The sequence below is a fragment of the Serratia sp. D1N4 genome (assembly GCF_054552755.1).
Genome location: NZ_CM137274.1, coordinates 4,714,439 through 4,739,944 on the forward strand (window position 1 = coordinate 4,714,439; position 25,506 = coordinate 4,739,944).

Annotated in this window: 30 protein-coding genes; 14 read left to right on the forward strand and 16 right to left on the reverse strand. The window is 53.4% G+C overall.

All coding sequences use genetic code 11. The features are described from left to right. Nucleotides 1–284 precede the first annotated feature (284 nt). From ACX1CU_RS21095 to zapE, 6 genes are all read right to left on the reverse strand, one after another. The gene (locus ACX1CU_RS21095) at nucleotides 285–794 is read right to left on the reverse strand and encodes a CS1 type fimbrial major subunit (RefSeq protein ID WP_459400170.1); all 510 of its coding nucleotides are present in this window, start codon (nucleotides 792–794) and stop codon (nucleotides 285–287) included. A gap of 599 nt (nucleotides 795–1,393) precedes the next feature. Beyond that, nucleotides 1,394–1,891, reverse strand: coding sequence for a ClpXP protease specificity-enhancing factor (gene sspB, locus ACX1CU_RS21100; RefSeq protein ID WP_459400171.1), 498 nt, complete (start codon nucleotides 1,889–1,891; stop codon nucleotides 1,394–1,396). Nucleotides 1,892–1,896: 5 nt separating this feature from the next. After that, complete coding sequence (sspA, locus tag ACX1CU_RS21105) at nucleotides 1,897–2,538, reverse strand: stringent starvation protein SspA (protein ID WP_459400172.1); 642 nt, start codon at nucleotides 2,536–2,538, stop codon at nucleotides 1,897–1,899. Between the two features lie 388 nt (nucleotides 2,539–2,926). Then, nucleotides 2,927–3,319, reverse strand: coding sequence for a 30S ribosomal protein S9 (rpsI, locus tag ACX1CU_RS21110; RefSeq protein WP_459400173.1), 393 nt, complete (start codon nucleotides 3,317–3,319; stop codon nucleotides 2,927–2,929). 15 nt (nucleotides 3,320–3,334) lie between these two features. Beyond that, nucleotides 3,335–3,763, reverse strand: a complete 429-nt coding sequence (gene rplM / locus ACX1CU_RS21115) for a 50S ribosomal protein L13 (RefSeq protein ID WP_459400174.1) — start codon at nucleotides 3,761–3,763, stop codon at nucleotides 3,335–3,337. A gap of 266 nt (nucleotides 3,764–4,029) precedes the next feature. After that, on the reverse strand, nucleotides 4,030–5,157 hold the full coding sequence (gene zapE / locus ACX1CU_RS21120) for a cell division protein ZapE (RefSeq protein WP_459400175.1): 1,128 nt from the start codon (nucleotides 5,155–5,157) through the stop codon (nucleotides 4,030–4,032). 231 nt (nucleotides 5,158–5,388) lie between these two features. Here zapE and zapG point away from each other — a divergent pair, with 231 nt between their 5' ends. The 3 genes from zapG to degS all read left to right on the forward strand — a co-directional run bounded on the left by zapG (nucleotide 5,389) and on the right by degS (nucleotide 8,502). Then, nucleotides 5,389–5,790: a Z-ring associated protein ZapG gene (zapG, locus tag ACX1CU_RS21125; protein ID WP_459400176.1), complete on the forward strand. Its 402-nt coding sequence runs from the start codon at nucleotides 5,389–5,391 to the stop codon at nucleotides 5,788–5,790. 190 nt (nucleotides 5,791–5,980) lie between these two features. Continuing rightward, entirely contained in the window at nucleotides 5,981–7,354 is a 1,374-nt protein-coding gene (degQ, locus tag ACX1CU_RS21130) for a serine endoprotease DegQ (RefSeq protein ID WP_459400177.1), read from the forward strand. 89 nt (nucleotides 7,355–7,443) lie between these two features. Continuing rightward, on the forward strand, nucleotides 7,444–8,502 hold the full coding sequence (gene degS, locus ACX1CU_RS21135) for an outer membrane-stress sensor serine endopeptidase DegS (protein WP_459400178.1): 1,059 nt from the start codon (nucleotides 7,444–7,446) through the stop codon (nucleotides 8,500–8,502). Between the two features lie 44 nt (nucleotides 8,503–8,546). On the opposite strand, the gene murA is transcribed toward degS, so the two are convergent. The 7 genes from murA to mlaF form a co-directional block, all read right to left on the reverse strand. After that, nucleotides 8,547–9,806, reverse strand: coding sequence for a UDP-N-acetylglucosamine 1-carboxyvinyltransferase (murA, locus tag ACX1CU_RS21140; protein WP_459400179.1), 1,260 nt, complete (start codon nucleotides 9,804–9,806; stop codon nucleotides 8,547–8,549). Nucleotides 9,807–9,860: 54 nt separating this feature from the next. Then, nucleotides 9,861–10,115 (reverse strand): BolA family iron metabolism protein IbaG, encoded by a 255-nt coding sequence (ibaG, locus tag ACX1CU_RS21145; RefSeq protein WP_459400180.1) that lies wholly within the window; start codon nucleotides 10,113–10,115, stop codon nucleotides 9,861–9,863. A gap of 129 nt (nucleotides 10,116–10,244) precedes the next feature. Then, on the reverse strand, nucleotides 10,245–10,547 hold the full coding sequence (mlaB, locus tag ACX1CU_RS21150; RefSeq protein WP_459400181.1) for a lipid asymmetry maintenance protein MlaB: 303 nt from the start codon (nucleotides 10,545–10,547) through the stop codon (nucleotides 10,245–10,247). Then, nucleotides 10,547–11,176, reverse strand: a complete 630-nt coding sequence (mlaC, locus tag ACX1CU_RS21155) for a phospholipid-binding protein MlaC (RefSeq protein ID WP_459400182.1) — start codon at nucleotides 11,174–11,176, stop codon at nucleotides 10,547–10,549. The genes mlaB and mlaC overlap by 1 nt, the downstream gene beginning before the upstream one ends. A 14-nt stretch (nucleotides 11,177–11,190) precedes the next feature. Then, nucleotides 11,191–11,733, reverse strand: a complete 543-nt coding sequence (gene mlaD / locus ACX1CU_RS21160; RefSeq protein WP_459400183.1) for an outer membrane lipid asymmetry maintenance protein MlaD — start codon at nucleotides 11,731–11,733, stop codon at nucleotides 11,191–11,193. A gap of 4 nt (nucleotides 11,734–11,737) precedes the next feature. Continuing rightward, the gene (gene mlaE, locus ACX1CU_RS21165; RefSeq protein WP_459400184.1) at nucleotides 11,738–12,520 is read right to left on the reverse strand and encodes a lipid asymmetry maintenance ABC transporter permease subunit MlaE; all 783 of its coding nucleotides are present in this window, start codon (nucleotides 12,518–12,520) and stop codon (nucleotides 11,738–11,740) included. Between the two features lie 4 nt (nucleotides 12,521–12,524). Continuing rightward, a complete protein-coding gene (gene mlaF, locus ACX1CU_RS21170; protein WP_459400185.1) occupies nucleotides 12,525–13,340 on the reverse strand; it encodes a phospholipid ABC transporter ATP-binding protein MlaF in 816 nt (271 codons plus the stop codon). Between the two features lie 433 nt (nucleotides 13,341–13,773). Between mlaF and ACX1CU_RS21175 the strand changes: the two genes are divergently transcribed. The 11 genes from ACX1CU_RS21175 to npr all read left to right on the forward strand — a co-directional run bounded on the left by ACX1CU_RS21175 (nucleotide 13,774) and on the right by npr (nucleotide 21,867). Next, nucleotides 13,774–14,754: a calcium/sodium antiporter gene (locus ACX1CU_RS21175; RefSeq protein WP_459400186.1), complete on the forward strand. Its 981-nt coding sequence runs from the start codon at nucleotides 13,774–13,776 to the stop codon at nucleotides 14,752–14,754. A 15-nt stretch (nucleotides 14,755–14,769) separates the two neighbouring features. Continuing rightward, complete coding sequence (gene kdsD, locus ACX1CU_RS21180) at nucleotides 14,770–15,756, forward strand: arabinose-5-phosphate isomerase KdsD (RefSeq protein WP_459400187.1); 987 nt, start codon at nucleotides 14,770–14,772, stop codon at nucleotides 15,754–15,756. Between the two features lie 17 nt (nucleotides 15,757–15,773). Beyond that, nucleotides 15,774–16,328 carry a 3-deoxy-manno-octulosonate-8-phosphatase KdsC gene (gene kdsC, locus ACX1CU_RS21185; RefSeq protein ID WP_459400188.1) on the forward strand — a complete coding sequence of 185 codons (555 nt, stop codon included), beginning with the start codon at nucleotides 15,774–15,776 and terminating at the stop codon, nucleotides 16,326–16,328. After that, a complete protein-coding gene (gene lptC / locus ACX1CU_RS21190) occupies nucleotides 16,325–16,903 on the forward strand; it encodes an LPS export ABC transporter periplasmic protein LptC (RefSeq protein ID WP_459400189.1) in 579 nt (192 codons plus the stop codon). Before kdsC ends, lptC begins: the two co-directional genes overlap by 4 nt. Further along, nucleotides 16,872–17,411 carry a lipopolysaccharide ABC transporter substrate-binding protein LptA gene (lptA, locus tag ACX1CU_RS21195; protein ID WP_459400190.1) on the forward strand — a complete coding sequence of 180 codons (540 nt, stop codon included), beginning with the start codon at nucleotides 16,872–16,874 and terminating at the stop codon, nucleotides 17,409–17,411. Before lptC ends, lptA begins: the two co-directional genes overlap by 32 nt. Before the next feature lie 6 nt (nucleotides 17,412–17,417). Next, nucleotides 17,418–18,143 (forward strand): LPS export ABC transporter ATP-binding protein, encoded by a 726-nt coding sequence (lptB, locus tag ACX1CU_RS21200; RefSeq protein WP_459400191.1) that lies wholly within the window; start codon nucleotides 17,418–17,420, stop codon nucleotides 18,141–18,143. Nucleotides 18,144–18,173: 30 nt separating this feature from the next. Beyond that, on the forward strand, nucleotides 18,174–19,607 hold the full coding sequence (gene rpoN, locus ACX1CU_RS21205; RefSeq protein WP_459400192.1) for an RNA polymerase factor sigma-54: 1,434 nt from the start codon (nucleotides 18,174–18,176) through the stop codon (nucleotides 19,605–19,607). A 23-nt stretch (nucleotides 19,608–19,630) separates the two neighbouring features. Next, entirely contained in the window at nucleotides 19,631–19,918 is a 288-nt protein-coding gene (hpf, locus tag ACX1CU_RS21210) for a ribosome hibernation promoting factor (protein WP_459400193.1), read from the forward strand. Nucleotides 19,919–20,148: 230 nt separating this feature from the next. Further along, a complete protein-coding gene (gene ptsN / locus ACX1CU_RS21215; protein ID WP_459400194.1) occupies nucleotides 20,149–20,610 on the forward strand; it encodes a PTS IIA-like nitrogen regulatory protein PtsN in 462 nt (153 codons plus the stop codon). Between the two features lie 133 nt (nucleotides 20,611–20,743). Then, the gene (gene rapZ, locus ACX1CU_RS21220; protein WP_459400195.1) at nucleotides 20,744–21,598 is read left to right on the forward strand and encodes an RNase adapter RapZ; all 855 of its coding nucleotides are present in this window, start codon (nucleotides 20,744–20,746) and stop codon (nucleotides 21,596–21,598) included. Then, nucleotides 21,595–21,867: a PTS phosphocarrier protein NPr gene (gene npr, locus ACX1CU_RS21225; protein WP_459400196.1), complete on the forward strand. Its 273-nt coding sequence runs from the start codon at nucleotides 21,595–21,597 to the stop codon at nucleotides 21,865–21,867. The genes rapZ and npr overlap by 4 nt, the downstream gene beginning before the upstream one ends. 145 nt (nucleotides 21,868–22,012) lie before the next feature. On the opposite strand, the gene ACX1CU_RS21230 is transcribed toward npr, so the two are convergent. The 3 genes from ACX1CU_RS21230 to ACX1CU_RS21240 all read right to left on the reverse strand — a co-directional run bounded on the left by ACX1CU_RS21230 (nucleotide 22,013) and on the right by ACX1CU_RS21240 (nucleotide 25,466). Next, complete coding sequence (locus ACX1CU_RS21230) at nucleotides 22,013–23,506, reverse strand: aldehyde dehydrogenase family protein (protein ID WP_459400197.1); 1,494 nt, start codon at nucleotides 23,504–23,506, stop codon at nucleotides 22,013–22,015. Nucleotides 23,507–23,516: 10 nt separating this feature from the next. Continuing rightward, nucleotides 23,517–23,882: a cupin domain-containing protein gene (locus ACX1CU_RS21235; RefSeq protein WP_459400198.1), complete on the reverse strand. Its 366-nt coding sequence runs from the start codon at nucleotides 23,880–23,882 to the stop codon at nucleotides 23,517–23,519. 282 nt (nucleotides 23,883–24,164) lie between these two features. Next, nucleotides 24,165–25,466: an NAD(P)/FAD-dependent oxidoreductase gene (locus ACX1CU_RS21240; RefSeq protein ID WP_459400199.1), complete on the reverse strand. Its 1,302-nt coding sequence runs from the start codon at nucleotides 25,464–25,466 to the stop codon at nucleotides 24,165–24,167. Nucleotides 25,467–25,506 lie beyond the last annotated feature (40 nt).

Consider the following 25,506-nt stretch of genomic DNA (forward strand, 5'->3'; position numbering starts at 1 on the left):
ATATTCCATATAGAGTCAATGACTTATTGATTGGCGTAATTACACAACAATTAATAAGTCACTTAAATGTGGGTTCACTCAACATTCCTGCCATGTAATGAGTTATATCGTCAATCTACTCTAACTAAATACCCTGCATCCTATACCCGCCACATTTCAAATTTTATGGATATGACTGCAACTCGAATCATTTAGGGTATAAATCATTAAAATAATAGGGTTACAAATAATAACCCTATTATTCATCATGCGAAAATCATTAATAAACGTATTTCAGTATGATATTACGGCTTTGGTTCGAACATCATAACCAGATCGCCCTGGTATGAACCGTTAGTCGTGGCACCCGGACCAGAACCGATGTTGGTCGGTGCGCCAGCGGTCACTTGCAAGGTATAGGTGTTGTCATAACCGCCCGGAGCTACGGTGGTCTGCATCACTTTCAGTGGAGTCCCCTGAACCACTGGTTTACCTGCAAAGCTGACCGCGACGTTAGACAACTGTGCACCATCAGTACGTGCAATAACTGGGTTCTGCACCAGAGAAACGTTCACTTCATTATCAGTGGTATAGACACGCACTGGCAGATCCTTAGAGGCAAACGAAGTCTGGGTATAGTCCTTGGCGAACAACTCTTCTTTGTCATACCAAGTGCTACCATCAGGCTTGGAAACAAAGATGGCATCGTTGATATTGGCAACAATAGTAATCTCTTTTTGCACCCCAGTAGCCGCATGAGCCATGCTGGTAGACAGAACTGCGGCAGCAATAGTAGATAAAATAAATTTATTCATTACTTACTTTCCTTTTTAAAATGAATACGACGCCCTTTCCGTTAGGAAACGTCTCTCTCGTTTATTTTTGAGTTTTGTTCAAATAACCATTATTAAAATGATTATTTGAAATCGACTCATCAATAAAATAACCCTTCACTTAATATGGCATTTTCAACGCCAAAATTTAATTCGAACGCACTATAGGATTGAACTCTGAAACTGAGAAGATGATATTTTGTTTTATATGATATAAAAAAGGCATTAGAGAGATGAAACCATTGTGAAAATTAACAACAAAGAAACAAAAAAAATTAAAACAATGAAAATCAATAAAAGACAAAAATAATTCACTAAAAAAAGTTTTTTAAAAATATTTCATGAAAATTAACTCTGATGAAATACCAATGGTAAAGGTAAGGTTATTAATACAGCGTTTTCGGGCACTTTACCTTCGGAGACCGTAATTTTAATTATGTAATTGCCTGTTTTTTATATGTTCTTCCTAATAGTCTGGCGGAGAATGAAGGGGCGAAGTTTTGACGTAAGCCCCTCTCCGAAGATCTGCGGGCAACAAAAAAGGTACAGCATGCTGTACCTTTTTATCCTGCTTGCCGCGATTACTTCACGACGCGCAACGCCGGGCGAGCACCGCGTGGCGGCTGTGGTGGTTCATCATCAGGGCTATGATCATCATGGTTGTCCTGACGATCGCCATCGATCACTGACATCAGATTCTCTGCGGGGCTGGTTTGATTCTCTAGGCCTTCGAAAGTCCCTTCCGCTTCATAGGCGGCTTCAGGTTCGAACATGGTGCCAGCACCGTTTTCGCGTGCGTAGATCGCCAGCACTGCTGCCATTGGCACCAACACCTGACGTGGTACACCGCCAAAACGGGCGCTGAAACTCACGTCACTATCACCCAGTTGCAGGTTACCAACGGCACGCGGCGCGATGTTCAGAACGATCTGGCCGTCACGGGCAAACTCCATCGGCACCTGAACATCAGGGCGCATAACATCCACCACCAAATGCGGGGTGAGCTGATTATCCAGCAGCCAGTCATAGAATGCCCGCAACAGATAAGGACGGCGCGGGGTCATCTGAGACATATCCATGACGCTTAGCCCCGAGTCTGCAGGCGCATTTCGCGCTCGGCTTCGGTCAGGGAGGCCAGGAATGCATCACGCTCGAACACACGGGTCATGTAGCCTTTCAGTTCTTTGGAGCCGGTACCGCTCAATTCAATACCCAGTTGTGGCAAACGCCACAGCAACGGTGCCAGGTAGCAATCCACCAGGCTGAATTCTTCGCTCATGAAATACGGCGTCTGGCCGAAGATTGGCGCGATCGCCAACAGTTCTTCACGCAGTTGACGACGTGCTGACTCTGCTTCCTGAGCGTTGCTCTGCTCGATTTTGTACATCAGCGAGTACCAGTTTTTCTCGATACGCAGCATCATCAGGCGGCTTTCACCACGAGCAACCGGGTAAACCGGCATCAACGGCGGGTGCGGGAAACGCTCATCAAGGTATTCCATGATGATGCGGGATTCATACAGCGTCAGTTCGCGATCGACCAGCGTAGGTACCGTCTGGTAAGGATTGAGGTCAATCAGATCTTGTGGCAGGTTATCCGGTTCAACCTGCTCGATCTCGACGCTGACACCTTTTTCCGCCAGTACGATACGTACTTGATGGCTAAAGATGTCGGTCGGGCCAGAAAACAGCGTCATTACCGAACGTTTGTTGGCAGCGACAGCCATGAAAACCTCCAAGTTTTATCTAGAAAATACTGCGAATAGCCAACTTCCCTTCGTCTTTCAAATACTACCCTGCGGCAATTTGAAATCTATTGGGTCTATCAGGCTGCTATCCTGAATATTCTTGACCGCAAGCCAGCAGCTCGCAGATAAACCTGGATCGAGAAACGGGCCTCGGAGGTAGACTGACGGCAACTGCACGGCGAACAGGCGCAAAAGTGGGTGATAGTCTACCAGATTTTGACTGTTTTGTGGGGACTATACGGCGATTTCATGTTGAATTGTCAAGCGAGTTGCAAATTTTCATGAAGTTTCAAGGAATTTCAGGCATAAAAAAACCCGGCGAAGCACCGGGTTTTTCGCGCAAATCGCACTGCCGAAGCAGCAAGAATTAACGCTTGGAGAACTGCGGACGACGACGTGCTTTACGCAGGCCGACTTTCTTACGTTCAACCTGACGAGCATCACGAGTAACGAAGCCTGCTTTACGCAGTTCGCCACGCAGAGTCTCATCATATTCCATCAGTGCACGGGTGATACCGTGACGGATAGCACCAGCTTGACCAGAGATACCACCACCTTTAACGGTGATGTACAGGTCAAATTTACCAACCATGTCGACCAGTTCCAGCGGCTGACGAACTACCATGCGGGCAGTTTCACGACCGAAGTACTGTTCCAGGCTGCGCTGGTTAATAATGATGTTACCACTGCCCGGCTTGATGAAGACGCGAGCGGCGGAGCTTTTGCGGCGACCAGTGCCGTAGTATTGATTTTCAGCCATTGCCTATAATCCCGATTAGATGTCAAGAACTTGCGGTTGCTGTGCCGCGTGATTGTGCTCAGTGCCCGCGTAAACTTTCAGTTTACGGTACATTGCACGACCCAGCGGGCCCTTCGGCAGCATGCCTTTAACCGCGATTTCAATCACACGCTCAGGACGGCGAGCAATCATCTCTTCAAAGGTCGCTTCTTTGATACCACCGATGTGGCCGGTGTGATGGTAGTACATCTTGTCTGTACGCTTGTTGCCGGTTACAGCAACTTTTTCTGCATTCAGAACGATGATGTAGTCACCGGTATCAACGTGCGGAGTGTATTCCGCTTTATGCTTGCCGCGCAGACGACGAGCCAGTTCAGTAGCAAGGCGGCCTAAAGTTTTACCGTCTGCATCAACAACATACCAGTCGCGTTTTACGGTTTCTGGTTTAGCTGTAAAAGTTTTCATTAAAAGCTTACCCAATAATTAGTTACACGTTGGTGAACACCCAAACGCTCGAAAACAGCTGAGGCTCACACGACCATCAAGTCCAGCAAACCTACCCCTTCGAATAGCCATTGCCGGCACTATAAAGTTTTTGGGAAAAAAACTTTGTTGTAACGTGGGGTCGCAGGATTATAGAGAAGTCCCCCACAAAGGTCGAACAGTTTTTGCGGTGGGGATGGATTTACACCAGAAACGTTGCCAGTAACGGGTTGTTACTGGCAACGTATTTATGGCAAGTGCGGCAGCTTCAGATACTCTTCACTCTGCATCTCCTGCAACCGCGACAGGCAGCGCTGGAACTCAAACTTCAGCCGCTCGCCCTGATAAATCTCGAACATCGATGCCTCGGCGGTAATCACCAGTTTGACATGACGCTCGTAGAACTCATCCACCAGAGCCAGAAAACGGCGGGCAGTATTTTCCTTCAGCGGCCCCATAATGCGCACGTTATACAGCATCACGCTGTGATACAGACGCGACAGCGCAATATAGTCCAACTGGCTGCGCGCCTCTTCGCACAGAGTGTGAAAATCCACAGCCAAAACCCCTTCCACCGCACGGATCGTCGGCAACGGCCGATGGTTGATTTGCAGTACCGGCGCATCTTCACCTGCTCTTCCCGCCAGTTTCAAAAAGATCTGATCCATTGCGCCCTGGTTTTGTGGCGTGAGCGGTGTCAGATACAGATGCGCCTGCGTCAGGGTGCGCAGGCGATAATCAATACCGGCATCGACGTTCATCACCTCACAATGTTCCTTGATTAACGCGATGGCGGGCAGGAAGCGAGCACGCTGCAAGCCGTTATGATAGAGGTGATCCGGCAGAATGTTGGAGGTTGCCACCAAAGTAATCCCACGGGCAAACAGTGCCTGCAACAGCGTTGCCAACAGCATGGCATCGGTGATATCCGAGACGAAAAACTCATCGAAGCACAGCACATCGGTCTGTGCCTTGAAACCGTCGGCCACGATCTCCAGCGGATTTTCCTGCCCCTGCAATTCCGTCAGTTCTTCGTGCACCCGCAGCATAAAGCGGTGAAAATGCAGCCGCAGTTTGCGTTCGCCAGGCAGGCTGTGGAAAAACAGGTCCATCAGCCAGGTCTTACCGCGGCCAACGCCCCCCCACATATAGAGCCCCTGCACTGGGCGCTGGCTCGGCGTTTCGCTACTTTTGCCCCACAGTCGGCTGAGTTTGCCGCGTAGACCTCCCGTTGTTACCGCTTGGGCAGGCAGTTGCAGCAATGCCTGGTAAATCTGATCCAACTGCGTAACGGCCTGACGCTGAACCGCATCGGCCTGGTATTCCCCTGCCTCCAGCGCCTGCTGGTAGCGTGATAACGGTGACTGTGCCTGCATTTATTCGACGATCCCTAAGAACGCTGAGAATTTATTTAACCCATTTTCGCGGCGTTTCGCTGCCGCTTCGCACCCTGTTCGCCACATTTACCCGCGCTGTGGCCGGAGAAAAACCCGGCAAACATTCGGTTACGGTTTATCAGGATTCCACTCAGACAAGGTTAACGGTTATAGTGGACATTATTAAGTGAAAAATCCCTGCGGAACAACGAAGTCAAAATAGGAGTCATCATGACCTGGGAGTATGCGCTAATTGGTTTGGCCGTCGGTATCGTGATTGGTGCGGTAGCGATGCGTTTTGGTAACAGTAAACTACGCCAACAACAAGAGTTGCAAAGCGAGTTGGATAAAAGCAAAACCGAGCTCGAGGAATACCGTCAGGAGTTGGTTGGCCACTTTGCTCGCAGTGCCGAACTGCTGGATAACATGGCGCGCGACTATCGTCAGCTGTATCAGCACATGGCGAAAAGCTCCAACAATCTGCTGCCGGATCTACCTCTCCAAGACAATCCGTTCCGTTATCGTCTGACCGAAGCGGAAGCCGATAACGATCAGGCACCCGTAGAAATGCCGCGGGACTATTCCGAAGGAGCATCTGGTCTGCTGCGTGGTGCAACACCACGCCGCGATTAATCTCTCTAATGTAACCCGTGGGCCATCCCACGGGTTTCTTGATTTTGTCCACGCCTTACCCCCTGCATCTGAGCTATTCTTGCTACTGACGATTAAGTGAACTTTTCACGCAAATTCACAGTCTTACATGGGTATCGCTATTGCTTTATCATCAGAATTTCACCGGCAGGTATTGAGAGAGTTACTATCAATGAAGAAAAAATCATTAATTCTTAGCGTGTTAGCAATTAGTATTAGCCTGACGCTGACTTCTGTACCGGCAGCCAACGCAGTAATGCCGGTTGCCGTTCAGGGGCAACCGCTGCCAAGCCTGGCACCGATGCTCGAAAAAGTCCTGCCCGCCGTGGTGAGCGTGCGAGTGGAAGGCACCCAGGTACAAAATCAGCAACAATTGCCAGAGCAGTTTAAATTCTTCTTTGGCCCCAATATGCCATCACAGCGGCAAAGCTCGCGTCCTTTTGAAGGACTGGGTTCTGGTGTGATTATTGATGCGGAAAAAGGGTATGTCCTGACCAACAACCACGTCATCAATAACGCCGACAAGATCAGCATCCAGCTCAATGATGGCCGTGAATACGATGCCAAACTGCTGGGCCGTGACGAGCAGTCCGACATTGCTCTGCTACAGGTCAGCGCAGCCAAAAATCTGACTGCGGTAAAAATGGCAGACTCCGACCAACTGCGCGTGGGTGACTTTGCCGTCGCGGTCGGTAACCCCTTCGGCCTCGGTCAGACAGCAACCTCCGGCATTATCTCCGCCTTGGGCCGCAGCGGCCTGAGCCTGGAAGGGCTGGAAAACTTCATCCAGACCGATGCTTCCATCAACCGTGGCAACTCTGGCGGCGCGCTGGTTAACCTTAACGGCGAACTGATCGGTATCAACACCGCCATTCTGGCGCCGGGCGGGGGCAATATCGGTATTGGTTTCGCGATCCCTAGCAATATGGTGCAGAGCCTGAGCAAGCAACTGATTGAGTTCGGTGAAGTCAAACGCGGTCTGTTGGGTATCAAGGGCAGCGAAATGACCGCCGATATGGGGAAAGCCTTTAATACCGACGTTCAGCGTGGTGCCTTCGTCAGCGAAGTGCTGCCAAAATCTGCCGCCGCTAAAGCGGGCATCAAAGCCGGTGACATTCTGGTGTCGATTGAAGGCAAACCGATCAGCAGCTTCGCTGAACTGCGCGCCAAAGTCGGCACCACCGCACCAGGCACTACCATCAAGGTGGGTCTGTTGCGCGAAGGCAAGCCGATGGAGGTTGCAGTCACCCTGGACAACAGCGAGAGTGCCGCCACCAACGCCGAGACGCTGTCTCCGTCGCTGCAAGGGGCATCCCTCAGTAACGGTGCTCTGCCAAGCGGTGACAAAGGCGTGAAAATTGAAAACGTCGAAAAAGGCACCCCGGCGGCGCAGATTGGCCTGCAAAAAGGGGATGTGATCATCGGTGTCAACCGTGAACGGATTGAAGACATCACTGCGTTACGTAAACTGCTCGAAACTAAGCCAGCCGTCACGGCATTGAGCATCATGCGCGGCAATGAAAACATTTATCTGTTAATGCGTTAATTTGTCTTAAAACCGGGTGCGGCAACATACTGCACCCGGTTAACTCATGCTATCCTCCATTTATCTTCCATTTCTCATATTAAAAATCCATGTTTGCTAAGCTTTTGCGTTCCATTGTTATTGGTTTGATTGTCGCCGGCCTGTTGTTGGTTGCCCTGCCCGTGCTGCGTTCTTCCAGTAATCTTTTCGCGAACAAGCCTGGCAATACCAGTGACGAAACCCCTGCCAGTTACAATACCGGCGTACGCCGCGCTGCGCCTGCGGTGGTGAATATCTATAATCGCAACATGAGTGGCACCGCCAACGTGCTTTCGCTGGGTTCCGGCGTGATCATGAACGATCGCGGTTACATCATCACCAATCGCCATGTGATCAAAGATGCTCAGCTGATTACCGTTGTGCTGCAAGACGGCCGCCGTTATGAGGCGCTGCTGGTGGGCTCCGACAGCCTGACGGATTTAGCGGTGCTGAAAATCGATCCCGGCAATTTGCCGGTGATCCCGATCAATAGCCAACGCCCGGCGCATATCGGCGATGTGGTGCTGGCGATCGGCAATCCCTACAATCTAGGGCAAACGGTCACGCAGGGGATTATCAGTGCCACCGGCCGTATCAGCTTGAGCACTACCGGGCGGCAAACCTTCCTGCAAACCGATGCTTCCATCAACCGCGGCAACTCTGGCGGTGCGCTAGTCAACTCATTGGGTGAACTGATGGGTATCAATACGCTCACTTACGACAAAGTGACCGATGGGGAAACGCCTGAAGGCTTGGGCTTCGCCATTCCGACGGCGCTGGCAACCAAGATTATGGATAAGCTGATCCGCGATGGCCGGGTGATCCGCGGTTACTTCGGCATTCAGGGGAAAGAGATTATTCCGGTTCGCACATCCAATACCGGCATCGATCGCCTGCAAGGCATTATCGTTACCGAACTCACGCCCAATGGGCCAGCCGCCAAAGCAGGTTTCCATATCAACGACATCATTATCAACGTCGATAACAAACCGGCAGTGGCCGTGTTGGAAACCATGGATCAGGTGGCCGAAATTCGCCCAGGCACCGAAATCCCGGTCGTGGTATTACGTGAAGGTCAACGCCTGACGCTGAAGATGGCGGTGGGAGAATTCCCGGAAGATAATAACTAAAAAGCCCGGTTTCCCAGGCTTCTCTGTAGCGACAAACCGTGGCCTTATGCGTCTTTCACACGCTCGATATTGGCACCCAGCGCGCGCAGCTTGTGCTCGATACCCTCATAACCACGATCGATATGATAGATACGATCAACCATCGTCACGCCTTCAGCAATACAGCCTGCCAGCACCAAGCAAGCGGAAGCACGTAGATCCGTTGCCATCACCTGCGCACCGGAAAGCTGCTCAACACCGTGGCAAATCACGGTATTGCTCTCGATCTCCGCATGTGCCCCCATGCGAATCAGTTCAGGAACGTGCATGAAACGGTTTTCAAAGATGGTTTCGGTGATCACACCGGTGCCTTCTGCCACCAGGTTCAGCAGGCTGAACTGCGCCTGCATATCGGTCGGGAAGCCAGGGTGCGGCGCAGTACGCACGGTTACCGCTTTCGGACGCTTGCCATGCATATCCAGGCTAATCCAGTCGGCACCCACTTCAATGTCGGCTCCGGCTTCGCGTAACTTGGCCAGCACCGCATCCAGCGTATCTGGGCGCGTATTGCGGCACAGAACTTTGCCACCGGAAACCGCTGCCGCCACCAGGAAAGTACCGGTTTCGATACGATCAGGCAGCACGCGATAAACGCCGCCACCCAGGCGCTCAACGCCTTCAATCGTGATGCGGTCAGTGCCTGCACCGCTGATTTTGGCACCCAGCGTGTTGAGGAAGTTGGCGGTATCGACAATTTCCGGCTCACGTGCGGCGTTCTCAATGATGGTGGTACCCGTCGCCAAGGTTGCCGCGCTCATAATGGTCACGGTAGCGCCTACGCTGACCTTATCCATCACGATATGTGCACCTTTCAAGCGCCCGTCCACAGAAGCCTTGACGTAACCCTCCTCCAGTTTGATCTCAGCACCCAGTTGTTCCAGGCCGGTAATGTGCAAATCAACCGGACGCGCGCCGATGGCACAGCCACCGGGCAGCGAAACCTGACCACGACCAAAGCGTGCGACCAATGGCCCCAAGGCCCAAATGGATGCACGCATGGTTTTCACCAGATCGTACGGCGCACAAAACTCATTCACCTCGCTGGCATCAACGAACACCGAGCCATTACGCTCGATTTTGGTGCCTAACTGGCTGAGTAATTTGATGGTAGTGTCAATGTCCTTCAGCTTCGGGACATTCTGTAACTCGACAGGCTCTTCCGCCAACAACGCGGCAAACAGGATCGGCAGGGCGGCATTCTTTGCCCCGGAAATGGTCACTTCCCCGCTCAGACGGGTCCGGCCCTGCACACGAAATTTATCCATTTGACTACTCTCTGTTATTTGTTCTGAGCTGCCTGCCTGACAGGGCAAACAGCCTTAAAATCCGTTGAGCTTGCGATCCCGCCGCCACTCTTCTGGCGTGAATGTTTTGATCGACAAGGCATGAATGCGGTTATCCGCGATGTATTCCATCAACGGCGCATAGACGGTCTGCTGTTTTTTGACGCGGCTCAGGGTGGCGAACAGTTCACCAACCACGATCACCTGAAAGTGGCTACCATCACCGGTAACATGGACTTCATCCAGTACCAACGCGCGCATCAGTACGTCTTTAATTTCGCTATTTTCCATAGTATCCAGTTCTGTATCAAAAGGATCATCATCAGCCCTGTATCTTAGTGGAATCCGGCGCTTTCTTAAACTAAAGAAAAAGCCCCTCGGTAACAGGGGCTTTCAGCGCGCAGCCAGCTAAAAATATGGCTAACTGACGGTTTCGGCAGGCATTATCGCTTGCAGATTGTAGAGCGTGATCAACGTTTGCAACCGTTCTGTCACGCCGGAAATTTTTAACTCGATACCTTGCTGGTGCTGCTGCTCGCGCAAATGCAGCAACATTGCCAAGCCGGAAGAGTCAACACGCTGCAACTGCGCTACATCAAGGGTGGTTTTATCCGCCATCAACACCTCGCGCTGTTGCCACAGCGGCAACAACGTTTCGCGAGTCAGTTCACCGCGCAGGGTCAGAGTTTGCTGTTGTGATTCCCAGCTCAGAGCCTCAGCCATCACTTTTTCTGATCCAGCGTGATCGGCTGCTGTGCCGCTACCAGCAACTGCTGAGTCAGGCCGTCAACCCCTTTGGTGCGCAGAGTAGACGCCCACTCGTTCTGCTTGGTAGTGATCATACTGACGCCTTCGGCGATCATGTCATATGCCTGCCAGTAGCCAGTCTTGCTGTTTTTACGCCATTGGAAATCCAGGCGCACCGGCGGGCGGCTACCGTTATCAATGATCGTCACACGCATGGCGATAATATCGGCATCACCTAAAGGCTGTGCCGGTTCGATCTGGTAAGTCTGGCCGTTATACATCGCCAGTGCCTGGCCGTAAGCCTGCTCCAGATAAGCCTGGAAGGCGGCAAAATAGGCCTCACGCTGCGCCGGAGTGGCCTCTTTGTAGTAACGGCCTAACACCAGCGCACCGGCATATTTCACCTGAACAAAAGGCATCAACTCTTCATGTACGATGGTCCGCAGATAGTTGGGATCCTGCTTGATCTTCGGCTGCTCGGTTTTCAGGCGCGTGAAGGTTTTATTCGCAGCATCCTGCATCAGGCTATAAGGGTTGGTCTGATCAACCGCAGAAGCCAGCGGTGCAACCACCAGCAGAGCCACCATCAGTAAACGTTTAAACATGCAGGCTTCCTCTCTTAATGACTTGTAACAGTGTGCGGAGCAGCATCCGTTGCCGGAGCAGCGGCATCGGCCGGTTTACCCGCATTATCGCTGCCACTCTTGTAAAGGAACTGGCCGATCAAATCTTCCAGAACCAAGGCCGATTTAGTGTCCTGAATGGTTCCGCCATCTTTCAGAATGGCGGTGCCCATATCGGGATCCTCAAAACCGACGTTCAACGCCAGATACTGCTCCCCCAACAGACCGGAGGTACGGATCGCCAGCGAACTGGTGTCCGGGATCTGGTTGTATTTATCCTGAATATCCAGCGCCACACGCGGGGTGTAGGTTTTCGCATCGAGAGAGATCTCAGCCACCCGGCCAATCACCACACCACCGATTTTCACCGGGGAACGCGCCTTCAAGCCACCGATATTATCGAAGGTGGCATAAATACGGTAAGTCGGCTCATTGCCGATCGATTTAATATTTGCTACCTGGAGACAGAGGAAGACGACGGCACACAGTGCAATCAGCATGAACGCCCCAACCCAGATTTCACTCTTCTTCGTTTGCATCGAATCAATTCCCAAACATCAGTGCAGTCAGCACAAAATCCAATCCCAACACCGCCAGTGACGAATGTACCACGGTCCTTGTCGTTGCCCGGCTAATCCCTTCAGAAGTCGGCACCGCATCATAGCCGTTGAAGATCGCAATCCAGGTGACGGTAATAGCAAATACCACGCTTTTGATCAGGCAGTTGAGTAAATCCTTGTGCCATTCAACCGCTCCTTGCATGGCAGACCAGAAGAAACCGCTGTCGATCCCCTTCCAATCCACCCCCACTACCGATCCACCCCAGATCCCGACGGCAACGAAAATGATCGTCAGCAGCGGCATGCTGATCAGGCCAGCCCAGAAACGCGGGGCAACGATGCGCCGCAGCGGATCGACCGCCATCATTTCCAAGCTCGATAGCTGCTCTGTGGCTTTCATCAGACCAATCTCGGCGGTCAAGGCAGAACCGGCACGGCCAGCGAATAGCAGCGCGGTCACGACCGGCCCCAGTTCACGCAGCAGCGATAGCGCCACCATCATACCCAAGCTGGCCTCTGCGCTGTAGGTGGTTAGTACCAGATAACCTTGCAGCCCCAATACCATGCCGATAAACACGCCGGAAACCATGATGATCAATAACGATTGCACGCCCACGCTGTAAAGTTGCTTGATCAACAGCGGCCACTGCTTGCGCGGTTCCGGGCGCCCGACCAGCGCGTGGAACAGCATCAGCCCGGCACGCCCAAAGGAAGCGCTGGTGTTGATGCCACGGCGCCCTAACGACGCTAACGCCTGTAAAAACATGAAATTAATTACTCCCATTCCTTAGAAGCTCAGTCTGATAATCACTGGCCGGATAGCGGAACGGTACCGGCCCATCGGCAATACCATCCAGAAACTGACGCACGCGCGCATCAGCGTTGTTCTGCAACTGCGGTGCTGTGCCTTCGGCAATCACATGGTGATCCGCCACGATATAGGCGTAATCAGCGATGCTCAACACTTCTGGCACATCATGTGACACCACGATACAAGTGATGCCCAGCGCATGATTCAACTCGTCAATCAGCTTGACCAAGACGCCCATGGTGATCGGATCCTGGCCGACAAAAGGCTCATCGAACATGATCAATTCCGGATCCAGCGCAATGGCCCGTGCCAGTGCGGCACGCCGCGCCATCCCACCCGAAAGCTCGTTGGGCATCAGTTCGGCAGCGCCACGCAATCCCACTGCTTCGAGCTTCATCAGCACCGTGCTGCGCAGGATCGGCTCCGGCAGGCGGCTGTGCTCACGCAGCGGAAAAGCCACGTTTTCAAATACCGTCAGATCGGTGAACAGCGCCCCCGATTGGAACAGCATGCTCATCTTTTTACGCGATTCATACAGTTGATGGCGCGATAATGCAGGAATGTTATCACCATCAAACCAGATCTCGCCGCGATCTGGCGCTAACTGGCCACCGATCAGGCGTAATAATGTGGTTTTGCCAATCCCCGATGGCCCCATGATCGCCGTTATTTTGCCACGGGGGACCGTCAGATTGATGTCTTCAAATATCAGCCGATCGCCGCGAGAGAAGCTCATACCGCGCACTTCGACCAGATTATCTGCCTTCTGGTACATGTTTATTGATCCTTTACCGGTCATTCTTGCTAGGGGCCTGCTTCTAATAGAACGATTGGGCAGGCTCTAAATCTATCCGTGATGTTAAAGCAACAGACGCGATGCGTCTTATCTTTACAAAAACTTATCGTCATTTCGCTACCAATGATGCCATTGGTTTTACTTTTAGGCTTCAGGCAGTCAAAATTGAGAAATAACGCAAAAAAATGAAACTGTTTGACTTTTAGCCGGGAAAATCCGTTGTTCTTTGTACAACGATGGGCAAGCAAGATGGCCGAATTTCGGCTTTACCAACGAACCGGGATGATACCCAATGGATTTCAAGTTGTAGCCAGGCGGTCAGTCGGTGCCCCAATCACTGGGGTGAACGTGCACAACCCACAACACTGCAACCTGAAAAGCCAGGGGGATTATACCCAATAAAGGACCCTGCATGTTTCTCGCGATAGTATTGTTAATCGTTGGTTTATTTTTACTGGTGTATGGAGCGGATCGATTAGTTTATGGTGCGGCGGTGATTAGCCGCTCCTTGGGCGTACCACCGCTGATTATCGGGATGACCATTGTCGGCATCGGCACTTCCTTGCCGGAGCTGATCGTTTCGGTGACGGCGGCGCTGAACGGGCAGACCGATATGGCCGTTGGCAACGTGTTAGGTTCCAACATCGCCAATATTTTATTGATCCTGGGGGTTGCTGCCCTGATCCACCCTTTGGCAGCGCGTTCTGAAATCCTGCGGCGCGAACTGCCGCTGATGTTAGCGGTCACCGTATTGTGCGGTTTTGTGCTGATGAACAACAGCCTCAGCCGGTTGGATGGCGTGCTGCTGCTGGCCGCGGCCGCCGGGTTTATCCTGCTGATGCTGAAAATCGCCCGCCAGGCCCAGCGCGAAGGCAATGACAGCCTGACCATGGAACAGCTTGCCGAACTGCCGCAGGACAGCAGCAACACCGTGGCGGTGCTGTGGCTGGTGCTGGCCTTTATCATCCTGCCGCTCTCTTCGAAGATGATCGTCGACAACGCCACGGTGATTGCCCATTACTTTGGCCTGAGCGAACTGGTGGTCGGCCTGACGATTATTGCCATCGGCACCAGCCTGCCCGAACTGGCCACCTCGATTGCCGGAGCACTAAAGGGTGAAGATGATATGGCGATTGGTAATATCATCGGCTCCAATATTTTTAACACGGTGATTGTTCTGGGCGTCCCTGCCCTGCTGTCGCCGGGCAGTATTGATTCTGCCGCTTTCCAGCGCGATTACTGGGTGATGCTGGCGGCCAGTATCCTGCTCAGCGCCTTGTGTATCGGGCGTAAACATCGCATCGGCCATCTGGCTGGTGCTCTGTTATTATGTGGTTTTATTGCGTATCTTGCGGTGTTGTTGTTTAACCCTTTCAGCGCGTTTTTTGGCTAAGTGATGGGAATGAGTATGTCGAACATTCAGTGGCAACCAGGCTTTGATTTTCAGCAGGCGGGCAGAGAAGTGCTCCAGATTGAGCGCGACGGCCTGGCACAGCTTGATCAGTACATCAATGCCGATTTTACCCGCGCCTGTGAAATGATCGCCGCCTGCTGCGGCAAAGTCGTCGTAATGGGTATGGGCAAATCCGGCCACATCGGCAGCAAAATTGCCGCTACCTTGGCCAGCACCGGCACCCCAGCGTTCTTCGTGCACCCGGCAGAGGCCAGCCACGGCGATCTTGGCATGGTTTCAGCGCAGGACATCGTGTTGGCCATCTCCAATTCCGGCGAGTCCAATGAGATTCTGGCCTTGATCCCGGTGCTGAAACGCCAGCAGATCCCGCTGATTTGCCTGACCAACAACCCGGAAAGCTCAATGGGCAAAGCGGCAGAAGTACATCTGTGCATTAAGGTGCCGCAAGAAGCCTGCCCGCTCGGCCTGGCTCCTACCACCAGCACCACGGCTACGTTGGTGATGGGCGATGCCCTGGCGGTGTCGCTGCTGAAAGCGCGCGGTTTTACGCCGGAAGATTTTGCACTTTCGCACCCTGGCGGGGCGCTTGGCCGCCGCCTGTTGCTGCGCGTCAGCGATATCATGCACAGCGGCGATGAGATCCCGCAGGTGAGCGCCGATGCCTCTCTGCGCGATGCTTTGCTGGAGATCACCCGCAAGAATCTCGGCATGACCGTGATCTGCAACGATCTGATGAAAATCGCCGGGATCTTTACCGACGGCGACCTGCGCCGGGTCTTCGATATGGGTATCGATCTCAACAACGCCAAAATCGCCGATGTGATGACGCTGGGCGGCATCCGGGTGCGCCCGAACATGCTGGCGGTTGACGTACTCAACCTGATGCAGCAGCGCCATATCACCGCCGTGCTGGTTGCTGATGGCGACCAGTTGCTGGGTGTGGTACATATGCATGACATGCTGCGCGCCGGCGTCGTCTAATGAAAGGAACGAAGTGAATGAGTATGGTCGAAACCTGCTACGGGCCGGTAACTGAAAGCGTAATGGCACGAGCCGGGAAGATCCGCCTGCTGATTTGTGATGTCGACGGCGTGCTGTCAGACGGCCTGATCTACATGGGCAACCAGGGTGAAGAGCTGAAAGCCTTCAATGTGCGTGATGGCTACGGCATCCGCTGCCTGAAAACCTCAGGCATTGACGTCGCCATCATCACCGGCCGTTCTGCCAAACTGCTGGAAGATCGCGCAAAAACGCTGGATATCACCCATCTGTATCAAGGGCAATCCGATAAGCTTTTGGCCTACCGCGAACTGTTGGATAAACTGTCGTTAGCGCATGATGAAGTGGCCTATATCGGTGACGATCTGATCGACTGGCCGGTGATGGCCGAAGTGGGTCTGGCGGTCGCTGTAGCAGATGCGCATCCGCTGCTGACACCGCGTGCTCATTACGTTACCCGCATTGCCGGTGGGCGTGGTGCCGTGCGTGAACTGTGTGACATTATTCTTTTGGCTCAGAACAAGCTGGAAGGGGCCAAAGGGTTGTCAATATGAGTAAAACCAAGCTTTGGATCACCCTGATACTGGCGGTGATCGTACTGGCGCTGATCGGCTGGAATATGGCCGACTTCAGCGATGACGACAGTTCGGTGCCGATCAATCATCAGGATCCGACCTACCAGAGTCAGCATACGGTGACCGTGGTGTACAGCCCAACCGGTAAGCTGAACTATAAACTGGTGGCCGAAGAGGTGAAGTATTACACCGCCGATGAATTAAGCTGGTTTACCCAGCCGGTGATGACGCTGTTTGATCAGAACGCCGTAGCCACCTGGTCGGTACGCGCCGATCGCGCCAAGCTGACCAAGGATCGTATGTTGTATCTGTACGGCCACGTTGAGGTGAACAGCCTGACCACCACCTCGCAGCTAGAAAAAATCAAAACGGACAATGCTCGGGTTAATCTGGTCACACAGGATGTCTACTCCGATGACGAAGTGACCCTGTTCGGGACCAATTTTACCTCTAACGGCATGAAAATGCGTGGGAACTTGCGGGACAAAACCGCTGAGCTGATTGATAAGGTCAAGACCAACTATGAAATTCAGAACCAAAAAACAACTCCGTAATCTGTTGATCGCCAGCCTCGTTTTGACCGCCAGCACTCCGGTTCTGGCGTTGAAATCCGACGCCGATCAGCCGGTGAATATCAATTCACTGAAACAATCGCTGGATATGCAGAGCAACGTCAGCACCTTTACCGACGAAGTGGTGATCAAGCAGGGCACCATTGAGATCAAAGCCGATAAAGTGGTGGTTACTCGTCCAGATGGCGATCAGAACAAGACCTACATTGAAGCCTTTGGCAACCCGGTCACGTTCTACCAGATGCAAGATAACGGCAAGCCGGTGAAAGGCCATGCACAAAAAGTTCGTTACGACGTTGCCACCCAGTTAGTCACGCTCACTGGCAATGCCTACCTGGAACAGCTCGACAGCAATGTGCAGGGCGATCGCATCACCTATCTGGTACAGCAGCAGCAGATGCAGGCGTTCAGCGATAAAGGCAAACGCGTGACCACGGTGCTGGTGCCATCACAGTTGCAAGACAAAAACGGTCAAAAGAAGAGTAACTAATCACTTATGGCAACACTCATCGCAGAACATCTGGCGAAAGCCTATAAAGGCCGCAAAGTCGTTGAAGACGTCAGCCTGAAAGTGAAATCCGGCGAAATCGTCGGCCTGCTGGGCCCCAACGGCGCAGGGAAAACCACTACTTTCTACATGGTCGTGGGTATCGTTCAGCGCGATGCCGGGCGTATCGCCATCGATGAAGAAGACATCAGCATTCTGCCGCTGCATGCGCGTGCACGCCGCGGTATCGGCTATCTGCCGCAGGAAGCCTCGATCTTCCGTCGCCTGAGCGTTTACGACAACCTGATGGCCGTGCTGGAAATCCGTGACGATCTCACCAGCGAACAGCGTACCGATCGTGCGGTAGAACTGATGGAGGAGTTCCATATTTCTCATCTGCGCGACAACCTGGGCCAGTCACTTTCCGGTGGTGAACGCCGCCGCGTGGAAATTGCCCGCGCGCTGGCCGCCAACCCGAAATTCATCCTGCTGGATGAACCCTTTGCCGGGGTTGACCCGATTTCCGTTATCGATATAAAGAAAATCATCGAGCACCTGCGTGACAGCGGCCTGGGCGTGCTGATCACTGACCACAACGTGCGCGAAACGCTGGACGTGTGTGAACGCGCCTACATTGTCAGCCAAGGCAAACTGATTGCCCATGGCACACCAGATGCTATTCTGGCCGATGAGCAAGTGAAACGCGTTTATCTGGGCGAAGAATTCCGCCTCTAGGTTCTAGCAAACGGAAGTAACCTGAAGATTATGAAGCAAGGTTTGCAACTCAGGCTCAGCCAACAATTGGCGATGACTCCCCAGCTACAGCAGGCGATACGTCTGCTGCAGCTGTCCACGCTTGAGCTCCAGCAGGAAATCCAACTGGCGTTAGAGAGCAACCCACTGCTTGAACAAACCGACCTGCACGACGAGATCGACACTGAAGAACGCCCCGAGACCGAAGCGCTGGATACCCGTGAAGCGCTGGAACAGAAGGATATGCCCGAAGAGCTGCCTCTGGATGCCACTTGGGACGAAATCTACACCGCAGGTACCCCATCAGGTAACAGCATCGATTACAGCGATGATGAACTCCCGGTCTATCAGGGGGAAACCACCCAGACGCTGCAAGACTATCTGATGTGGCAGGTGGATTTAACGCCGTTTTCCGATACCGACGCGGCCATTGCCACCTCGATCGTCGACGCCGTTGATGATACCGGCTATCTCACCGTGCCGCTGGAAGACATTCTGGAAAGCATCGGTGATGACAATGTGACCATGGACGAGGTCGAGGCGGTACTGAAACGCGTACAGCGCTTCGACCCGATCGGCGTTGCCGCGCGCGATCTGCGTGATTGCTTGCTGATCCAGCTTTCTCAATACGCCAAAGACACGCCTTATCTCGCCGAAGCACAATTAATCGTCAGTCATCATCTGGATTTGCTGGCCAATCACGACTTTCGCAGCCTGATGCGAACAACCCGCTTAAAAGAAGATACACTGAAAGAAGCGATGGTGCTGATTCAGTCGCTCAACCCGCGTCCTGGTCAGTCAATCAACACCGGTGAATCAGAGTATGTGATCCCGGATGTGCTGGTGCGCAAGGTACAGGATAAATGGCAGGTTGAACTCAATACTGACAGCATCCCGCGGCTGAAGATCAACCAGCAGTATGCTGCGCTTGGCAATAGCGTGCGCAACGATGCCGACGGCCAGTTTATCCGCAGCAATCTGCAGGAAGCGAAGTGGCTGATTAAAAGCCTGGAAAGCCGTAACGACACTCTGCTCAAAGTGACCCGCTGCATTGTCGATCAGCAGGAAGCGTTCTTTGAACAGGGGGAAGAATTTATGAAACCCATGGTGCTGGCCGATATCGCCCAGGCCGTGGAGATGCACGAATCGACCATCTCGCGCGTGACCACGCAGAAGTTTCTGCACAGCCCGCGCGGCATTTTTGAATTAAAATATTTCTTCTCCAGCCATGTGAATACCGACAGCGGCGGCGAAGCCTCCTCCACGGCGATCCGTGCGTTGGTGAAGAAGTTGATTGCGGCGGAAAACCCCGCTAAACCGCTTAGCGACAGCAAGCTGGCCACGATGCTTTCCGATCAGGGGATCATGGTGGCACGGCGCACCGTTGCCAAGTACCGAGAGTCTTTGTCCATCCCGCCGTCAAATCAGCGCAAACAGTTGATTTGACCTCACTAGAGAAGGAAGACATTATGCAGCTCAACATTACCGGACACCACATCGAAGTCACTGAACCTATGCGTGAGTTTGTGAACACCAAGTTCGCCAAACTCGAACAGTATTTTGATCGCATAAATCAGGTGTATGTCGTTCTTAGTGTGGAAAAAGTGCAGCAGATTGCTGAAGCAACGGTGCACGTGAATGGAGGCGAGTTGCACGCCACCTCGGAAAAAGAAGATATGTATGCCGCAATTGACAGCCTGATCGATAAACTGGCGCGCCAATTGAACAAGCATAAAGACAAACTCAAGCAGCACTGACATTAAGGCCGCGATCGCCCAGGCGAAAGCAGCCCAAATTGTAGTCATTGGCTACCAGGCAACCATCGGCGTGTTACCCTGAATGGGGCACGCCGATCAGCCATCAGGGTTAAACCGGCGAAAAAAACCGATTCATCAAGCGTAATCGGCACAGGCAGTTTGCACACCACCCGTTGTGGTTTCAAATCGCCAGTCACAGCGTTTGATGAGGTTTTTTAAGTGAAGATGAGATGAACAACGAAATAATGCAATTAAGCTCGGTATTAAACATCGAGTGCACCAAAAGCTCGGTACACTGCACCAGCAAGAAACGGGCGTTGGAAATTATCAGCGAATTGGCAGCCAAACAGCTCAACCTGCCTTCGCAGGTGGTGTTTGAGGCGGTTCTCACCCGGGAGCGCATGGGCAGTACCGGTATCGGCAACGGTATCGCGATCCCCCATGGCAAACTGGAAGAGGACACCCTGCGTGCCGTTGGCGTGTTTATCCGTCTGGAACAACCCATCGCCTTTGACGCCATTGATAACCAGCCGGTCGACCTGCTGTTCGCCTTGCTGGTCCCGGCCGACCAATGCAAAACGCATTTGCATACGCTGTCGCTGGTCGCCAAACGGTTGGCGGACAAAACCGTCTGCCGCCGCCTGCGGGCTGCACAGACCGATGAAGAGCTCTATCAGATTATCACCGAATAACCGTTGGTTGACGTGACTTTCAGCCATGAAAAAGCTACTGTTTTACTGATAATGCATCCAGGCTTCGGCCTGGATAATAAAAGATCCTAACGGTGGCGATAAGCGCCATTGAGATGCCAGGGGGAGTTGCCACATGGTGCTGATGATTGTCAGCGGCCGTTCCGGTTCAGGGAAGTCTGTCGCCCTACGGGCGCTGGAAGATATGGGTTTTTACTGCGTTGATAACCTGCCGGTAGTACTGCTGCCGCAGCTTGCTCAAACGCTGGCTGAGCGTAATACCTCTGCGGCGGTGAGCATTGACGTGCGTAACATGCCCGAATCACCGGAAGTGTTCGAACATGCAATGACGCAGTTGCCAGAGAGCTTTTCACCGCAACTGCTGTTCCTCGACGCCGATCGCAATACCCTGATCCGCCGCTACAGCGATACTCGCCGCCTGCATCCTCTTTCTGCCAAAAATCTGTCGCTGGAAAGCGCGATCGATGAAGAAAGCGATTTGCTCGAACCCCTGCGTTCGCGCGCCGATCTGATCATCGACACCTCAGAAATGTCGGTGCATGAGCTGGCCGAAATGCTGCGTACCCGCCTGCTGGGTAAACGCGAACGCGAATTGACCATGGTGTTTGAATCCTTCGGCTTCAAGCATGGCCTTCCTATTGATGCCGACTATGTGTTCGACGTGCGTTTCCTGCCAAACCCGCACTGGGATCCAAAACTGCGCCCGATGACCGGCCTGGATAAACCGGTGGCGTCGTTCCTCGATCGCCACACCGAAGTGCATAACTTCATCTACCAGACGCGCAGCTATCTGGAACTGTGGCTGCCGATGCTGGAAACCAACAATCGCAGCTATCTGACCGTGGCTATCGGTTGTACCGGCGGTAAACACCGTTCGGTGTATGTCGCTGAACAGTTGGCTGATTATTTCCGCTCGCGCGGCAAGAACGTGCAATCACGCCACCGCACGCTGGAAAAACGCAAGCAATGACGGTCAAGCAGACGGTAGAAATCAAAAATCGGCTGGGCATGCATGCCCGGCCAGCGATGAAGCTGTTTGAACTGGTGCAGAGTTTTGACGCCGAGGTGCTGCTGCGTAATGACAGCGGCACCGAAGCGGAGGCCAGCAGCGTGATAGCCCTACTGATGCTGGATTCCGCCCAAGGCCGTCAGATCGAAATTGAAGCCACCGGGCCGCAAGAACAACAGGCCCTGGCGGCGGTGATTGAGCTGTTTAATTCCGGCTTTGATGAGGATTAATCCTCTCCCCATCCCAGAATACCCTATGAATTTCAAGTTGCAGCCAGGCGGCAAGGGCGTTAATCCCCAGGAGCTTACTTAGGTAAGTGACTGGGGTTCACGCACGCAGCCAACAACGCTGCGGCTTGAAAGACGACGGGTATGCTTAGTACCTTATCATCACCGATTTCAGCTCGGTATAATGCTCGATAAACGCGCTGCCAAATTCACGCCCAATCCCTGACGATTTCACCCCACCGAACGGCAATGCCGGATCGAGGAAGGTGTGCATATTGATCCACACCGTACCGGCTTCGATCCGTGGGATCATGCGCATCGCCTTGCTGAGATCGTTGGTCCATAGGCTGGCCGCCAGGCCGTAAGGCGAGTCGTTCATCATGGCGATCATCTGCTCTTCATCGTCATAAGCCAGGAAGGTGCCCACCGGGCCGAAGGTTTCCTCACGCATCAACAGATCGTTCGGCCCATTGGCGCGGATCGCCGTCGGGGCCACAAAGAAACCGGGGCCAGCGAGCGCATGGCCGCCGCAGACAATCTGGCTGCTTTCGGCACGCGCCTTATCGAACAGGCCAAGCACCTTGCGGTAATGGGCTTCGTTAGCTAACGGGCCGACTTCGGTGGTTTCATCCAGTGACGATCCCACCTTCATGGCGCCCAAACGCTGCGTCAGCTTTTCCAACACCTCGTCGATATGGCTGGCCGGCAGATAAAAACGCTCGGCCGCCGCGCAGATTTGCCCCTGATTCAGGTAACCCGCTTCGATGATGCCGTCGACCATCTTGTCGACTGAGACATCGGCCAGAAACGCTGCGCCATTTTTACCACCCAACTCCAGCGTAGTACGCACAATCCCCTGCTCCATGGCGGCTTTACCCACGGCAATGCCGGTCGGCACCGAGCCGGTAAAGGTCACTTTGGCGCAATGAGGGTGAGCGATCAGCGCCGGGCCCAAACGCGCACCGGAGCCGTTGATCACATTAAGCGCACCATCCGGGATCCCCGCTGCTTTCGCCAGCTCAGCCACCCGCAACATGGTCAGCGGCGTATATTCACTGGGTTTCAGCACCACCGTACAGCCGCAGGTCAGCGCCGCAGCCAGCTTCCAGATGGCGATCATGATCGAGAAGTTCCACGGGATAATACCCACCACCACGCCCAGCGGTTCGCGCCGGGTGAAGGCGGTGTACTGTTCTCCCTTGAAGGAAGGCAATGAAACGTTGAGCGTTTCCCCACTGATTTTGCTCGACCAACCGGCAAAGTAACGCAGGAACTGCGCAGCCATGTCGATTTCCAAGCCACGCGCCAGTTGAATGGTTTTACCGGAACACAGGCTTTCCAACTGCGCCAACTCTTCGCGGTGTGCTTGTAGCAAATCGGCCAAGCGCGTTAGGCAGTTGCCGCGCTCCATCGGCGACACCTGCGCCCAGGCACCGTGGAAAGCGCTAAATGCCGCCTGCATTGCGGCATCCACCTCTTTCTGTTCGCCTTCCATGACCTGCGCAATGGCCTGCCCGGTTGCCGGGTTCACCACCGCAAACCTTTCCGTTCCTGTTCCGGTCAGTAACTGGCCGTTGATGTAGTGACCATGATCGCGGCCCAGAAATGCTGTCACCTGCGGCAGCAGCGTAATGTCAGTCATCGCATCCTCCTCAACCTTCCACAATCGCCAGATAGTGCTTAATAAAACGATCGGAGGTAATTTCCCAGCGTACCGGGGTGCCTTTTTCCACAAACCAGGAGTCACCGGCTTGATATTGCACCGATTCACCGGTGTTCTGGTTGGTCAGCGTCGCGGTGCCTTCCCACACGGTGGCATGCTCAGTAAACGGATATTCCATCACGAACGAGCCCCGGGTGCAGCTAAAGACGCCGCAATTCAGGTTGTCTGACGGTTCACCAAAGATCATCGCCACACCGACGTTAGGTTCACCGGCAACAACCGTCGCCCCCAGATTGCTAACGCTGCCGATTTGCAGCAGCTCTGGTAGTGTTTGTTTAAGCAGTAATGGTTTCATGGTTTTTCCTTTTAAAATCAATGATGGGATTTTCCCCTCACCCTAACCCTCTCCCCAAGGGAGAGGGGACTGTCTAGCGCATCGCTGCAACAACGGCGCTCTCCTGCAAAGTGGCACCTTGCACAAACAGAGCCGCTAACGTCTTTTCACCTCTCCCTCGAGACAGGGAACCGTCTGGTACATAGCCGCAGCAACAACGTTCGCCCGCAAAGTGGTGCCTTGCGCCGCTAACATCTTTTCCCCCTCTCCCAAGGGAGAGGGCCGGGGTGAGGGGCGACAGAATCAACGGCGGCCCTTCCAGTAGCCCGAAGTCTGGTGCCAAACTTTACCGGCGGTGGTCATCACCCGGCGCAGTTTGTCTTTGCCGAAAATATTGATGTGCGGGATCGAGCTCATCAGATCGTAACGATCGGATCCCTCACTCATGCCCTCCGCCAACACCTTGCAAACGATGTGGCTCGGCGTCACGCCAAAGCCGGAATACCCCTGCACGTAGAACACATTGTCATGCTGTGGCAATGTGCCGATCTGCGGGAACAGATTGGCGCTGCAACACAGTGGCCCGCCCCAGGCCAGATCGATCTTCACGTCTTTCAGATAAGGGAACACCTTCAGCATCAGGTTACGGTTCCAGGCTTTCAGATCTGATGGAATGTACTCGATCAAGCGAGTCGTGCTGCCAAACAGCAGCCGGTTCTCGTTGGTGACGCGGTAATAGTCGATCACCGGCCGGATATCGCTGTAAGCGCCGCGAATCGGGCTGATCCGGTTAATCAACTCGTCAGATAAAGGCTCAGTAGCCAGTTGGAAGGCATAGGTGTTGATGGTTTTGTTGTAGATGAAAGGCTCCATGCCATTCAGGAAACCATTGCAGGCCCAGAGCATTTTCTTGGCACGCACCGAGCCCATCGCCGTGCGCACGGTAATATGCGAACCGTATTCCACATTCAGCACGCTGCTGTTCTCGAAGATTTTTACGCCGTAACCCGTCAGCGCTTGCGCCTCACCCAGCAACAGGTTGAGCGAGTGGACGTGGCCGCCACCCATATGTTTCAGCGCACAGGTATAGGCATCGGAACCCACCACCTGTTTCACCTCCGAGCCGGTATAAAGTTCGATCTCTTCATCCGGTGAAACTGCCTTGAACTCCTTCAGCCAGCTACGCAGGGTTTTCTCCTGCCGCGCATTGCTGCCCAGGTAGCCATAGCCGAAGCAGAAATCGGCATTAATAGCGTATTTTTTGATCCGCTCGCGGATGATCCCGGCACCCAGATTGCTGATCTTGAAAATAGTTTCCAGCCCGGCCGGGCCAACGTGACGTTTTATCTTTTCCAGATCGTGGCCGATCCCGGCCATCACCTGCCCGCCGTTGCGACCGGTGCCGCCATAGCCCAGATAGCGGCCTTCCAGAATGGCAATGTTGGTGATGCCTTTTTCCGCCAGCTCCAGCGCGGTGTTAATGCCGGAGAAACCACCGCCGATGATCACCACATCAACGTCCAGATCTTCTTCCAGCGTCGGGAAGCGCAGATCGTATTTCTTGGTCGCCGCGTAGTAGGTTAACGATTCGATTTCATTACTCATTCCTGCACTCCCGTTTACCCATTGCCTTAGCCTGGATTAT

What these genes read in the sequence shown, in the direction of transcription:
- rplM (WP_459400174.1), bottom strand. Translation starts at nt 3,763, where the DNA reads ATGAAAACTTTTACAGCTAAACCAGAAACCGTAAAACGCGACTGGTAT.
- rpoN (WP_459400192.1), top strand. Translation starts at nt 18,174, where the DNA reads ATGAAGCAAGGTTTGCAACTCAGGCTCAGCCAACAATTGGCGATGACT.
- mlaF (WP_459400185.1), bottom strand. Translation starts at nt 13,340, where the DNA reads ATGTACCAGAAGGCAGATAATCTGGTCGAAGTGCGCGGTATGAGCTTC.
- ACX1CU_RS21240 (WP_459400199.1), bottom strand. Translation starts at nt 25,466, where the DNA reads ATGAGTAATGAAATCGAATCGTTAACCTACTACGCGGCGACCAAGAAA.
- degS (WP_459400178.1), top strand. Translation starts at nt 7,444, where the DNA reads ATGTTTGCTAAGCTTTTGCGTTCCATTGTTATTGGTTTGATTGTCGCC.
- ACX1CU_RS21230 (WP_459400197.1), bottom strand. Translation starts at nt 23,506, where the DNA reads ATGACTGACATTACGCTGCTGCCGCAGGTGACAGCATTTCTGGGCCGC.
- zapG (WP_459400176.1), top strand. Translation starts at nt 5,389, where the DNA reads ATGACCTGGGAGTATGCGCTAATTGGTTTGGCCGTCGGTATCGTGATT.
- ACX1CU_RS21235 (WP_459400198.1), bottom strand. Translation starts at nt 23,882, where the DNA reads ATGAAACCATTACTGCTTAAACAAACACTACCAGAGCTGCTGCAAATC.
- lptA (WP_459400190.1), top strand. Translation starts at nt 16,872, where the DNA reads ATGAAATTCAGAACCAAAAAACAACTCCGTAATCTGTTGATCGCCAGC.
- sspA (WP_459400172.1), bottom strand. Translation starts at nt 2,538, where the DNA reads ATGGCTGTCGCTGCCAACAAACGTTCGGTAATGACGCTGTTTTCTGGC.
- ptsN (WP_459400194.1), top strand. Translation starts at nt 20,149, where the DNA reads ATGAACAACGAAATAATGCAATTAAGCTCGGTATTAAACATCGAGTGC.
- lptB (WP_459400191.1), top strand. Translation starts at nt 17,418, where the DNA reads ATGGCAACACTCATCGCAGAACATCTGGCGAAAGCCTATAAAGGCCGC.
- ibaG (WP_459400180.1), bottom strand. Translation starts at nt 10,115, where the DNA reads ATGGAAAATAGCGAAATTAAAGACGTACTGATGCGCGCGTTGGTACTG.
- ACX1CU_RS21175 (WP_459400186.1), top strand. Translation starts at nt 13,774, where the DNA reads ATGTTTCTCGCGATAGTATTGTTAATCGTTGGTTTATTTTTACTGGTG.
- degQ (WP_459400177.1), top strand. Translation starts at nt 5,981, where the DNA reads ATGAAGAAAAAATCATTAATTCTTAGCGTGTTAGCAATTAGTATTAGC.
- rapZ (WP_459400195.1), top strand. Translation starts at nt 20,744, where the DNA reads ATGGTGCTGATGATTGTCAGCGGCCGTTCCGGTTCAGGGAAGTCTGTC.
- mlaE (WP_459400184.1), bottom strand. Translation starts at nt 12,520, where the DNA reads ATGTTTTTACAGGCGTTAGCGTCGTTAGGGCGCCGTGGCATCAACACC.
- hpf (WP_459400193.1), top strand. Translation starts at nt 19,631, where the DNA reads ATGCAGCTCAACATTACCGGACACCACATCGAAGTCACTGAACCTATG.
- zapE (WP_459400175.1), bottom strand. Translation starts at nt 5,157, where the DNA reads ATGCAGGCACAGTCACCGTTATCACGCTACCAGCAGGCGCTGGAGGCA.
- mlaC (WP_459400182.1), bottom strand. Translation starts at nt 11,176, where the DNA reads ATGTTTAAACGTTTACTGATGGTGGCTCTGCTGGTGGTTGCACCGCTG.
- lptC (WP_459400189.1), top strand. Translation starts at nt 16,325, where the DNA reads ATGAGTAAAACCAAGCTTTGGATCACCCTGATACTGGCGGTGATCGTA.
- ACX1CU_RS21095 (WP_459400170.1), bottom strand. Translation starts at nt 794, where the DNA reads ATGAATAAATTTATTTTATCTACTATTGCTGCCGCAGTTCTGTCTACC.
- murA (WP_459400179.1), bottom strand. Translation starts at nt 9,806, where the DNA reads ATGGATAAATTTCGTGTGCAGGGCCGGACCCGTCTGAGCGGGGAAGTG.
- sspB (WP_459400171.1), bottom strand. Translation starts at nt 1,891, where the DNA reads ATGGATATGTCTCAGATGACCCCGCGCCGTCCTTATCTGTTGCGGGCA.
- kdsD (WP_459400187.1), top strand. Translation starts at nt 14,770, where the DNA reads ATGTCGAACATTCAGTGGCAACCAGGCTTTGATTTTCAGCAGGCGGGC.
- kdsC (WP_459400188.1), top strand. Translation starts at nt 15,774, where the DNA reads ATGAGTATGGTCGAAACCTGCTACGGGCCGGTAACTGAAAGCGTAATG.
- rpsI (WP_459400173.1), bottom strand. Translation starts at nt 3,319, where the DNA reads ATGGCTGAAAATCAATACTACGGCACTGGTCGCCGCAAAAGCTCCGCC.
- npr (WP_459400196.1), top strand. Translation starts at nt 21,595, where the DNA reads ATGACGGTCAAGCAGACGGTAGAAATCAAAAATCGGCTGGGCATGCAT.
- mlaD (WP_459400183.1), bottom strand. Translation starts at nt 11,733, where the DNA reads ATGCAAACGAAGAAGAGTGAAATCTGGGTTGGGGCGTTCATGCTGATT.
- mlaB (WP_459400181.1), bottom strand. Translation starts at nt 10,547, where the DNA reads ATGGCTGAGGCTCTGAGCTGGGAATCACAACAGCAAACTCTGACCCTG.